General features: G+C 62.6%; 11 protein-coding genes and 1 pseudogene. 2 read left to right on the top strand and 10 right to left on the bottom strand.

The window, feature by feature from the left end:
* The first annotated feature begins 3 nt into the window (after positions 1 to 3).
* Positions 4 to 618 carry a NapC/NirT family cytochrome c gene (locus H9642_RS14975; RefSeq protein WP_251837264.1) on the top strand — a complete coding sequence of 205 codons (615 nt, stop codon included), beginning with the start codon at positions 4 to 6 and terminating at the stop codon, positions 616 to 618.
* Between the two features lie 144 nt (positions 619 to 762).
* Positions 763 to 1,281, top strand: a complete 519-nt coding sequence (gene sodC, locus H9642_RS14970) for a superoxide dismutase [Cu-Zn] SodC (RefSeq protein ID WP_251837263.1) — start codon at positions 763 to 765, stop codon at positions 1,279 to 1,281.
* Between the two features lie 101 nt (positions 1,282 to 1,382).
* Here the strand turns inward: sodC and H9642_RS18530 are convergent, their stop codons facing one another.
* The 10 genes and pseudogenes from H9642_RS18530 to nosZ form a co-directional block, all read right to left on the bottom strand.
* Positions 1,383 to 1,805 carry a CZB domain-containing protein gene (locus H9642_RS18530; RefSeq protein WP_433962714.1) on the bottom strand — a complete coding sequence of 141 codons (423 nt, stop codon included), beginning with the start codon at positions 1,803 to 1,805 and terminating at the stop codon, positions 1,383 to 1,385.
* Between the two features lie 81 nt (positions 1,806 to 1,886).
* A pseudogene (locus tag H9642_RS18525) lies at positions 1,887 to 2,183 on the bottom strand (methyl-accepting chemotaxis protein); the annotation flags it as partial.
* A 353-nt stretch (positions 2,184 to 2,536) separates the two neighbouring features.
* Positions 2,537 to 3,280 carry an SDR family NAD(P)-dependent oxidoreductase gene (locus H9642_RS14960; protein WP_251837261.1) on the bottom strand — a complete coding sequence of 248 codons (744 nt, stop codon included), beginning with the start codon at positions 3,278 to 3,280 and terminating at the stop codon, positions 2,537 to 2,539.
* Positions 3,281 to 3,398: 118 nt separating this feature from the next.
* Positions 3,399 to 4,589 (bottom strand): NnrS family protein, encoded by a 1,191-nt coding sequence (locus H9642_RS14955; protein WP_251837260.1) that lies wholly within the window; start codon positions 4,587 to 4,589, stop codon positions 3,399 to 3,401.
* 586 nt (positions 4,590 to 5,175) lie between these two features.
* The gene (gene tatA / locus H9642_RS14950) at positions 5,176 to 5,367 is read right to left on the bottom strand and encodes a twin-arginine translocase TatA/TatE family subunit (RefSeq protein ID WP_286010358.1); all 192 of its coding nucleotides are present in this window, start codon (positions 5,365 to 5,367) and stop codon (positions 5,176 to 5,178) included.
* 46 nt (positions 5,368 to 5,413) lie between these two features.
* Complete coding sequence (locus H9642_RS14945) at positions 5,414 to 5,977, bottom strand: nitrous oxide reductase accessory protein NosL (protein WP_251837259.1); 564 nt, start codon at positions 5,975 to 5,977, stop codon at positions 5,414 to 5,416.
* Positions 5,978 to 5,999: 22 nt separating this feature from the next.
* Entirely contained in the window at positions 6,000 to 6,830 is an 831-nt protein-coding gene (locus H9642_RS14940; RefSeq protein ID WP_251837258.1) for an ABC transporter permease, read from the bottom strand.
* Positions 6,827 to 7,750: an ABC transporter ATP-binding protein gene (locus H9642_RS14935; RefSeq protein ID WP_251837257.1), complete on the bottom strand. Its 924-nt coding sequence runs from the start codon at positions 7,748 to 7,750 to the stop codon at positions 6,827 to 6,829. Before H9642_RS14935 ends, H9642_RS14940 begins: the two co-directional genes overlap by 4 nt.
* The gene (locus tag H9642_RS14930; RefSeq protein ID WP_433962713.1) at positions 7,747 to 9,051 is read right to left on the bottom strand and encodes a nitrous oxide reductase family maturation protein NosD; all 1,305 of its coding nucleotides are present in this window, start codon (positions 9,049 to 9,051) and stop codon (positions 7,747 to 7,749) included. Before H9642_RS14930 ends, H9642_RS14935 begins: the two co-directional genes overlap by 4 nt.
* Positions 9,052 to 9,176: 125 nt before the next feature.
* Positions 9,177 to 11,075, bottom strand: coding sequence for a TAT-dependent nitrous-oxide reductase (nosZ, locus tag H9642_RS14925; protein WP_251837255.1), 1,899 nt, complete (start codon positions 11,073 to 11,075; stop codon positions 9,177 to 9,179).
* Positions 11,076 to 11,090: the final 15 nt, after the last annotated feature.

Below are 11,090 nucleotides of genomic sequence, written 5' to 3'. Positions count from 1 at the left end.
GTTATGAATAAGATCAAAAAGCTCTGGCTTTGGGCAATCGGGCTGGCATTCAGCGCCGTGGGCCTGGCCTTCGTGCTGGGCATCATTTTCTGGGGCGGTTTCAACACCGCCATGGAAGCGACCAATACCGAAAAATTCTGCATCTCCTGCCACGAAATGAATGTCAATGTGTACCAGGAGTACCGCAACACCATTCACTACAACAACCGCACCGGGGTGCGTGCGGTCTGTTCGGACTGCCACGTGCCAAAGGAGTGGTGGCCGAAGATGGTGCGCAAGGTCTACGCCTCCAACGAGCTGTGGCACAAAATGCTCGGCAGCATCGACACGCCGGAGAAGTTTGAGGCCAAGCGCGGGCTGATGGCCCAGCGGGAATGGGCGCGCATGAAGCGCAACGACTCTCAGGAATGCCGCAACTGCCACGATTTCAGCTTCTTCGACTACGCCGAGCAGACCAGCCGCTCGTCCGGTGCCCACCAGAAGGGCTTCGCCGAGGGTCAGACTTGCATCGACTGCCACAAGGGCATCGCCCACAAGCTGCCGGCCATCGATCAGGGCTTTAGTGAGACCATTCCGGGCGCCTTGCCGGCTAAGGTATTTCACCCGGCGTCCCGCTGAGCGACCAGAAAAGGATAGGTTTCGCGGCGCGAAGTGCATCCTACGGAACGCCCCGACCTAGGCTCCGTATATCGCGCAGGGGGCCCTATCGGGGCGGGCTCGCCTAAGCTCTTCATCTTGTTTGAAGACACCGGAGCGAGCCCCATGACACTGAAAACCGCCTCTCTACTGGCCCTGTTGCTGGCTAGCGGCAGCGCCTTTGCCGACACCACGGTCACCCTGCATGCCGTCAGCGCCGAGGGCGTTGGCAAGGCACTCGGAGACGTCACCATCAGTAGCACCGAATACGGGCTGGTGTTCACCCCCAATCTCAAGGGCCTGCCACCGGGCCTGCATGGTTTTCACCTGCATCAGAACCCCAGCTGCGACCCCGCCGAGAGCGACGGCAAGATGACGCCCGCCCAGGCAGCCGGTGGCCACTACGACCCACACAGCACCGGCAAGCACGGTACGCCGTGGGGCGATGGTCATCTGGGTGATCTGCCCGGTTTGTACGTCGAAGAAAAAGGCACGGCCACCCAGCCAGTGCTGGCGCCACGCCTGAAGGAATCCGACCTCAAGGGACGCGCGCTGATGGTGCATGCCGGCGGCGACAACCACGCCGACAGCCCCGCGCCGCTGGGCGGTGGCGGCGCGCGCATCGCCTGCGGAGTAATCGAATAAGCGCAATGCATCCATCGAGGGCTCCACACTGAACGTGTGGAAGCCCCAAGGAGACGTGTATGGGGCCGACGTAGGCTGGCGGCTTGATTGGCCTATCCGGGCTAAACCAGGCAAACCCGGGCGACGCTGCCTACCCCTCGCCCCTTCACCGATTCCCGCGCAGTAACCAGCTCGGTGACGATTCGCATCACATCCAGGTTGGCCTCTTCCATCTGCTCGAGATGCTGCAGGGCGACCTCCAGTCCATCGCGGCGGAACGCCTCGATGGCCGCCTGGCCCTGAGCATGCACCGCAGTGTGCGGGCGCTCGATGCGCCGGAAGAGGTCCTGGTTCTGCAAGTCCCGCCGACCCTCGCCGTAATACCAGCGGCCGAAGCGGCATTCCTGCTCGCTGGGCAATTGCGGCTTGGCGCTTTTGGGACTGCCGAGCAGATGGTTGTAGACCACGAATTTAAGCGACAACTCGTCCAGGTTGGCCAGTTCAAGACCGGCGCGAAACGCCGACTGTTCGGTGCCTTCGCGCATCGTGCCGGCCAGCAGATGCAAGTTGCCCATCGCCTTCACCGCCTCTTCGGTAGTGCGGCTGAAATCATGGGCCTGGGTGCTTTGCGTCTGGATGTAATCATGCACGTCATGGGTTTCGCTCTGCACTTCGTTGATCTTGCTGACGATATCGGCAGTGGCTAGCGCGGTTTTTTCCGCCAGTTGGCGAATCTCACCCGCCACCACCGCAAAACCGCGCCCGGCATCGCCAGCACGGGCGGCCTCGATGGCCGCATTCAACGCTAGCAGGTTGGTCTGGCTGGCGATGCCACTGATCAGATCGACAATGCCGTTGATTTCCTTTGAGTGACTCGCCAGGATTTCCACCTTGTGGGACGCCTCGGCCAGGCCGTTTTCCATGTGACTGGCCTTATCGCGCAGTTCGCCGAATTTCTTCTGATTACCCAGCGCCGCGCTGGCCACCTGTTCGGCATGGCCGCGATTCTGGCCCAGCTGACCGGTCAAGTGCTCGAAGGAGTCGCCCAGATGATTGACCGATGCGCTGAAGCGAACCAGATTACCCGCCACGCCCCGGTAATAATCGAGTTGACGCTGACTGGCCTGGCTGTCACAACGCGCTTCGGCGAGCTCGCGCTCCAGCGCGACGATCCGCGCGGCCTGCTGCTCATTGGCCAGTCGCAAGGCTGCACATTCTTCACGCAACAACCGTGCGCTGTTTCCCCACTCGAAGCCCATCTGCGTTCTTCCGCCTTTCAGTTCAGTGTGTAGCCGTTATCAGCAACCCAGTCCTGGCCATACACGCCACGAGCACCTTGGGAGAGCTGGAAAACAATGACCTCGGCCACTGCGGCGGCATCAAGAAAACGCCCCGGCAGCAAACGCCGGGTGACCAGATCAGCCACCTGCTCGAACTGATCATCGCTTAGGCCAAGTTTGTCCCAGATCGGCGTCGCGGTCGGTCCGGGCGACACCATGTTGATGCGCACCTCCAGGGGGGCAAATTCCTGTGCCAGGGTACGCACCTGGGCAGCCAGGGCCGCCTTGCTGGCGATGTAACCGGCCAGTCCCGGGAAGCTTGAACGAATCAGGAAGCTGCCGATGAACACCACGGAGGCCGGCGTCGCCAACTGACCGCGCAACACCGCCAGGGTATGCAGCGCACCGGCGCCGTTGACCGCCCATTGCCGGTCGAAGGCCGCCAGATCCAGGCTGTCGGACAGCTCGGCGATCCCCGCATTGGGTACCAGGTAGTCGATCGGCCCCAGCTCCACGACCCGCTCCGCCAGTCGCTGCAGGTCGTCCCTTGAAGTCACATCACCGGCATGCCAGTGCAGGAGGGTGGGGTAGGTTTTCTGCAAGCCCGCCAGCTCGCCCTGAGTGCGCGACAGCGCCACGACCCTGCAGCCCCGCTGCAGCAATGCGGCACACAGGGCCAGACCGATCCCGGAACCGGCCCCGGTGATCACCGCCAGACGGTTTGCGAATTCGTTTTTCATCACACCCTCCAGGCTCGGCATCGGCCGGGCACCTGCTGCCTCGCTTACGAATCGGGCAGCGTCTGAAATCAATGGCGCGGAACGCGGCTCACCCGGACCAGTGAGCCGTATGAATGGCTTAACCCGGATGCCCATCCACGCGGGCTTGCACCAACATCGGCGCGTAACGCCAGACGTAAATAGCCAGGGCTAACGCCCAGCAGAACGCTGCCAGCCACAGACTGTGCAGCGGCCAGACCCCGCTGAGAAACACCCGGGCCACGCTGCCGAGGTTGAACAGCGCCAGCCCCCACGCCATGCCCGCCGGCAACTGCAAGGCGCGACCGGTATGGCCAAGGGTGACGCGGGCGATCATCGCCAGGATCAACCCGCTCATGGCCCCCACCGTCAGGGCATGCAGCCAGGGACTGGATGCGGCCAGCAGGCCGAAGTGCCAGAACGCCAGACCGAGACAGGCCACCACCAACCACAGCATCGCCAGGTGCAGCGACCACAGCAGCGGCACGCCCCAGATACCCGCGTCGTACCAGCGCGCCAGACGTAGCAGATGCCCGGCGCCGAGGGCCAGGAACAGCGCGCCAATCAACATATTCGGAACCTGGGCCAGACCGACGGCATGCAGGATGGCAATCAGCGCACTGCCCACCAGCAACGACCATTCCAACCAGGGCCAGGCTTTAACCTGCTCCACGCGGCCCACGCCGCGCTGGGTGAAGAAGGGGATCACCCGACCGCCGATAAGCGACATCAGCGCCGCCACCAACCACAGGCCAGCCAGAATGCCTTGGCGTTGCAGCGCGTCGTTGCCCTGGGTGAGACCGGCCAGCACCACGGCATCGACAATTACCAGCAGGCCCAACACCGCCACGATGGGGTAGTTGCGCGTTTGTTTCACTGCCCACAGCAGCCGCGCCATCTGTGCAGCCAGGACGATGAGAAACAACAGCTCCAGCGGAATCAGCACCGGCAGCGGCAGGTTGACCAGCCAGCCGATGCGGGCAGCCAGCCAGATCACCGCCAGGACCACCAGCGGCGTACCGGACAGGCTTGGTTGACCGGTCCAGGTCTGCACTGCGGTAAGCAGGAAGCCGGCGACGATGGCCACAGCAAAGCCGAAGAGCATTTCATGACGGTGCCAGGCCAGCCAGCCACCGGTGGGCTGCCAGTCCGGCAACGCGCCGAAGAACGCCAGCAGCCACAACGGCACCGCCACCAGCGCATACAGGCTGCCGGCCAGGAAGAACGGCCGGAAGGCCAGACGCCAGACCGGAGGAATGCTCAAGGCTTTGCGTTTATCGATAATGTTCACAGCAGGCCTCCAAAAAACTTGCCATTACGCCCGCGACTGCGATGAAACGGGACAGCGGAACCAACGCCCTCGACCATACGGGAGGCGTAGTGCTCTTTCTACAGGGTCTGGAGGTGTCGGCGACTTGATTGCAATCAGCTTTTGCCGATGCGGCAAAAAAGCGCAGAGGAATTTCGCCTTTTGAACACGGCATCATCGCGGTGCTCACACACGTCCGTAGGGCGGCCTCGCCCGTTGCACGGTGTTGGGATGGAAGCACGGTGCATCCCGGGCAGCCCGCCACGGCGCATGCACGGAGCGTCGTGGCAAACGCCATCACAAAAGCGGCGGGATGCTCGCCGTAGGCTCGCGAGGCCGCCCTACTCGAGTAGCGTCCCCGTCACCGTGCAAACCCGTAGGGTGGCCTCGCCCGTTGCACGGTGCTGGAAGGGAAGCACGGTGCATCCTGGGCAGCCCGCCACGGGGCATGCACGGAGCGTTGTGTAAACGCCATCACAAAAGCGGCGGGGGCTGCTCGTCGTAGGCTCGGGAGGCTGCCCGACGCCAAGTAGCGTTCCCGTCACCGCGCGTATCGCAACCCACGTTTTCAGCGGCTCTCGCGGGCCTCTGCCTTGACGGTTTCGGGCTGCGCGGCGGTGCTCTCATCGCTTACGGCTTTACGGAAGCCGCCAATCGCCCCGCCGAGGTCGGACCCCAGGGTTTTCAGGCGTTTGGTGCCGAACAGCATGACCACGATCAGCAATATGATCAGCAGCTGCCAGATACTGATACCCATCATGCGTATGTCCTCTCAGGTGTGAATCGTTAGGGTCAGGCCGCAGCCATCAGTGATGGCTGTGCCCATGCCTGTGCATGTCAGGCATGTCGTGCCGCATGCCGCTGCTGGCGATGTCCTGTAGCAGTGCCTGGCTGATGTCTTCAAAGCGCAGCACGCGACCCTGTTTTTCGCGGGCCAGTGCATGTGCCGCCTGTTCGTCCGCGAAGGTGGCGAGCACGCCGCCCATGGCGACCGGCACGTCGATGCCAGAAACGTACCAGGCCGTGCGTGCATCGATCAGTTTGGCGTCGTCGGGGTGATTCCAGTCGGTATCGGACATATCGTGAACGTACAGCGTGGCATCTAGGTGCAGGTTTTCCGGTTGCAGCCACCAGCCGAACATTTCCGCCGTGGAGCAGAACTTGCGCACGCCGTTCTTTTCCACTGCCTGTCCCTTCGGACCGGGAAATTCAGTGATGATCATGCCGCAGACGTGGCATTCGTCCCCGTCGTGAAAGGCCACCGGGTCCAGCGTCACGACTTCTTTTTCGGTTTCGCCGCAGGCCGCCAGGCCCAGGCACAGCAGCGTGATGGAGAGCGCGCGTACTGCGCGGGTGGAGAAGGTAATCATCTCGTTTACTTCCTTAGTCAAATCACGCCAGACGGCGACGGAAAACCCAAAAGGCCAGCGCCAGCATGGCGCCCGCCCAGAGCAGCAGGCACAGCCAGAGCACCGAGCCTGCAACAGGCAGGTCAGTGCCCAGCGACAACACGCCCATGGCATTGCCGCCACCTTCGAAGCCGGAGAGGTTGATCAGCCGGTAGATGTCAGTTGGGTTGAGCAGCAGGAGCCAGGGCAGCAGGTCCGGGCTGAACTTGCCCTGACTCATCACCAGCAGCGCCAGCAACACCAGATCGAAGACCAGCACGAACAGGAACCACACGCCCAAGGCCAGGCCGGCGGCGCTGGATTTCTCGCTGACCTTGCTGCTCAGCACATAGGCCATGGCCAAGAACACCCAGCCCAGCAGCGTCGAGGAGACCATGAAGCGGCCGAACGCCCAGAGCAGCGTGCCCAATTCGATGTCCTCCACCAGCACGGCGATGGCCAGGGCCGCACAGCCGAAACCAATCAGCACCGCCAGGGCAAGGATCAACCCGTGGCCGACGAACTTGCCCAGCAGTATCTGCCCACGGCCCAACGGGTAGGTCATCAGCAGCATCAGGGTGCCGCCTTCGTCCTCGCCGACGATGGCGTCATAGGCCAACAACAAGGCAATCAGCGGCATCAGAAACGTGGCCAGGCTGGCCAGGCTGGCGATGGTCGCCGGGATCGAGGTGAAGCCCACCTGCCCAGACGCCGCTGCGCCGAGCCAGGCAATGCCTACGGCCAAGGCGGCGAACAGCAGGCTGATGGCCAGCAACCAGCGGTTGCGCAAGCCATCGCTGAGCTCCTTGCGGGCGATATTCCAGATCTGGTTCATGGGTGCACCCCTTGGTTACCGGCTTCGGCGCGGTTCATGTAGTAGCGGTACAGGTCTTCCAGGGAAGGTTGCTGAATCTCCACATCCCCTACCTGGTGCTGGCCGAGCACGTCGCGCAACAGACTGATCTTGTGGCCGTTGACCGCCACCACCTCGATGCTGTCATGCCCCAGGGCGCGTGCCTGGTGACCGGCGTCTCCCCAGTGCTGCAGTAATTGCGTGCTGTGGGTCAGGCCACTGGCACGGATGCGCGCCGGCAAGCCGGCTTCCTCGCGCAAGCTGGCCAGGCTGCCGACGGCCTGCAAACGGCCCTTGGCAAGAATCGCTGCACGGTTGATGTGCGCCTCGACGCCGGGTAGCACGTGGGAGCAAAGAATCACGCTGGTGCCGCTCTGGCGCAGGCGGTCGATCAGCAGGTAGAGATCCTGGGTGGCAATCGGGTCCAGACCCACGGTGGGCTCGTCGAGCAGCAACAAGCGCGGCTCGCCGAGCACAGCCTGGGCCAGGCCGAGGCGCTGGCGCATGCCCTTGGAATAGGTTTTCACCCGGCGGTCGGCGGCGTGCCCAAGGCCGACCTGCTCCAGCAGTTCATCCACCTGATGCTGCGGCGTGCCCTTGAGGCGCGCGAAGTGCCGCAAGGTTTCGCGGCCGCTGAGCTGCGGGTAGAAGGTCACGTTCTCCGGCAGGTAACCCAGCTGGCGGCGGACTTCCGGATCGTTGGGGTTGCGGCCGAGCACGCTCACGCGACCTTCGCTGGCCTGCAGCAGACCCAGAATAAGCTTCATGGTGGTGGTCTTGCCGGCGCCGTTATGGCCGAACAAGCCCAGCACCTCACCCTCGGCGAGCTGCAGGGACAGTTCGTGCAGAACGGTCATGTTGCCGTAGCGCTGGCTGACGCCCTGGATATCGACGGCCTTCATGACAGCGGCTCCTGTGCGGGTTCTTTCTTCAACATGGTTTCGGTGGGCAGTTGCATCAGCGGATAGCTGTCCTGCACGCCCGGAGACTTCATCACCGGGAACGCGCGCTGTACCCAGCGCAGCAGTTCGATGCTCGGGCTGTTCATCAGTAGGCGCACCTGCGGGTACATCCATAGAAGGCGGTCGACATTATCGTTGGGCTCGTAAGGCACGTCGCCCAGACCGTCGTCATTGCGGTCCCACCCCAGGTAATCGCTCCAGTAGTTGCCCCGGCCGTTCTCGGACCATTCCTGGGTGCGCACCGCCACGTATTTGACTTGCTGCTCGTTGGCAACGAAGGCGTTGTCGACAATGCGGTTGTTTTCCGAGCCGGCAGTGAGATGGATGCCTAGATTGCTGTGCTCGAAATGGTTGTGGGCGATGTCGTTGAACAGCGAGTTGTAAATGAACACCGCCTTGCCTTCGCCGCCCTGGATCATGCTATCGCCGCCAGTGTCGCCGGCCTGCACGTCGGTGACGAAGTTGTCCTTGAGCGTCGAATAGGTGATGTAGTTCATCAAGATGCCGTAGTTGCGATCATGCTCGGAGCGGTTGCCGATCACGGTCAGCTTGCGACTCTGCATCAGCGCGTAACCCGTGCGGGTGCGGCGCGTGATGTTGCCAATCACCTGGTTGTCGTTGGCGAACATGTAGTGAATGCCGTAGCGCAGATCCTCGATGAGGTTGTGCTCAATGCGGTTGCCGTTGGAAGTGTCGATGTAGACGCCGTCGCGGGTCTCACGGATATGGTTGCCGGCGACCAAGGCGCCACGGGCGTTGAACAGGTGAATACCGTTGCCACGGTCCTGGGAGCGCACCGTCGGGTCGCCCTGAACCTGGTTGCCGATAATCTGCACGTTCTCGGTGCGGTCGGCCCAGACGCCGAAGCCCGCGCCACGCAGCCGGTTGTTGCGTACGATCACGCCATCGGCGCCGCGCCCGATGAAGATCGCCGAGTTCATCTCGGTGAGGTCCTGGCCCCAGTCACGCAGGTCGCAGTTTTCGATCACCACATCGTTGGCGCTGATGGACAGCACATTGCCCCTTCCCGCCGAGCTCAGCACGGCGCCCGGCGCGCACTGCAAGCGTAGGCTCTGGTCAATGCGGAAGTTGCCGATGTATTCACCCGCCGGCAAGGTCCAGTGAGAATCGCCCGCCGCTATCAAGGGCAGGTCGGTAATGGGTCGCAGGTCCGCAAGGGCGGTACCCGCGAAAAACAGGAGTGCAGACAACACCCCGTTAACAGCCTGAGATCTGAGCAAAACACTACCTCTTCAGGGCCAGGCGGTTGATACAACCGGCGATCATCGGGGATCGCCAGTTGCGTACACGGTGCGAGCCGGGCGGTTCGGAGAGATCCGTTCCGCACGCACTCGCTACTCAGCCGTTAGGCCTTTTCAACCATCATGCGGCCCATCATCTCCATGTGCAGGGCATGGCAGAACCAGCTGCAGTAGTACCAGAACACCCCGGGCTTATCGGCCGTGAAGGTGATGGACGAGGTCTGCTGCGGGCTGATTTCCATGCTCACACCGTGGTTGACCATCACGAAGCCGTGGGACACGTCTTCGATCTGGTCGATGTTGGTGATGGTCACGGTGACTTCATCGCCTTGTTTGACGGTGAAATCGGTGATGCCGAAGGACGGAGCCATGGAGGTCATGTACACCCGGACCTTCTTGCCGTCGCGGATGACCTTGTTGTCGGTCTCCAGGTTGATCCCGTCCTTCTTGGCCATTGCCACAGTGCCTGCGAAGAAGGGGTCGTTGCGGTCCCAGATCTTCTTGGTCTTGATCTGGTCGCGACGGGCCATGATGCAGTCGTGCGGTTCGGCGAAGGTGGGGCCGTCGTGCACCAGCTTCATCACGTCGCCGGAGATGTCGATCAACTGGTCGTTCTCCGGGTGCAGCGGACCGGTGGGCAGGAAACGGTCCTTGGAGAACTTGGACAGCACCACCACCCACTTGCCATCGGCTTCGCTGGTTTCGGTCAGCGACGCATGGTTATGGCCTGGCTGGTAGTGCACGTCCAGCTTCTGCTTGATGTAATTGACCTTCTCGCCCTTGTAGGCGCGGATCGCCTCGTCAATGTTCCACTTGACCAGTTGGCTGTCGATGAACAGCGTGGTGTAAGCGTTGCCACGGCCGTCGAAGGTGGTGTGCAGCGGGCCGAGGCCCAGTTCCGGCTCGGCTACCACGGTGTCACGTTCGTCCTTCAGCTTGCCGGCGAACAGGTCGGGCAGCTTGGCGATGGCGATTACGGTACAGGTTGGCGACAGCTTGCCGTTGGCGATGAAGTACTTGCCGTCCGGCGAGGTGTTGCAACCGTGCGGGTTCTTCGGCACCGGGATGTAGCGGGTAAAGGGGCTGTTCTTGCCGTCTTTCTTACGGCCGTCGACCACCGGCACGCCGTCCATCATGACGAACTTCTTCTCTTTGACGGCCTTGTCGATGGCATGCACGTCGAACACCACGACCCAGTCACGCTCGTTGCGCATGGTGCCGCCCAGGTCCAGGGCGCGCTCGGAGTTGTAGCAGGTGGCGGCGGCGAAACGACCGGTGTAGTCGGCGTCGAGGTTGTCCAGGTTGCCGTCGACGATAACCTGCCAGGCCACTTGCATGGTTTCGGCGTCCACCGCGCTGAAGCAGGTGAAGCTGTTGTCGGCGGAGAGATCGAAGCTGGAGCCGTCGTTCGGGTGCGGAATGAAAAACTCACCGTTGCAGAACACGTACTTGGTGTGCGGCACCTTCTGCAGACGCAGGCCGTGGATGGCCTGGACGTTGGGGATGGTGGTGATCTTGTCCGTCTTCATCACGTCCAGACGGATACGCGCGACGCGGGTGTTGGCCTTGTCGTTGATGAACAGGTACTTGCCGTCGTACTTGCCGTCGGTCATCGAGATGTGCGGGTGGTGGCAGTCGCCGTTCTGGAACTTGGCGCTGTCGCCGAGGACGCGCTTGCTCTCGTTGGTCAGGCCCCAACCGGTGGCGGAGTCGACGTTGAACACCGGAATACGCATCAGCTCGCGCATCGAGGGGATGCCCAGCACGCGCACTTCACCCTGGTGACCGCCCGACCAGAAGCCGTAGTACTCATCCAGTTCGCCAGGGCCGACGTGGGCCTTGTTCTTCGCTTCCTTGGCCGCAGCGGCCCAGGTTTCGCGGCTCATCACGCTGGTGCCCATCGCCGTGGCGGCGACGGCCGCACCGGTCAGCGCACTGGCGCCGAGGAAGCCGCGACGGCTGAGGCCGTTCTTCACTTCCGTTTCGTTTTTCTTGTCACTCATGGGTTTTGCTCCTTA

Origin of the sequence: Serpens gallinarum (genome assembly GCF_014836765.1) — a bacterium.
Lineage (GTDB): Bacteria > Pseudomonadota > Gammaproteobacteria > Pseudomonadales > Pseudomonadaceae > Serpens > Serpens gallinarum.
Note: the sequence above shows the minus strand (reverse complement) of the source record. Positions and strands in the feature narration are given on the sequence as shown.

Coding starts and splice junctions, on each gene's coding strand:
- H9642_RS14945 (WP_251837259.1), bottom strand. CDS start 5,977: ATGATTACCTTCTCCACCCGCGCAGTACGCGCGCTCTCCATCACGCTG.
- sodC (WP_251837263.1), top strand. CDS start 763: ATGACACTGAAAACCGCCTCTCTACTGGCCCTGTTGCTGGCTAGCGGC.
- H9642_RS14960 (WP_251837261.1), bottom strand. CDS start 3,280: ATGAAAAACGAATTCGCAAACCGTCTGGCGGTGATCACCGGGGCCGGT.
- H9642_RS14935 (WP_251837257.1), bottom strand. CDS start 7,750: ATGAAGGCCGTCGATATCCAGGGCGTCAGCCAGCGCTACGGCAACATG.
- H9642_RS18530 (WP_433962714.1), bottom strand. CDS start 1,805: ATGCGCGAAGGCACCGAACAGTCGGCGTTTCGCGCCGGTCTTGAACTG.
- H9642_RS14975 (WP_251837264.1), top strand. CDS start 4: ATGAATAAGATCAAAAAGCTCTGGCTTTGGGCAATCGGGCTGGCATTC.
- nosZ (WP_251837255.1), bottom strand. CDS start 11,075: ATGAGTGACAAGAAAAACGAAACGGAAGTGAAGAACGGCCTCAGCCGT.
- tatA (WP_286010358.1), bottom strand. CDS start 5,367: ATGATGGGTATCAGTATCTGGCAGCTGCTGATCATATTGCTGATCGTG.
- H9642_RS14940 (WP_251837258.1), bottom strand. CDS start 6,830: ATGAACCAGATCTGGAATATCGCCCGCAAGGAGCTCAGCGATGGCTTG.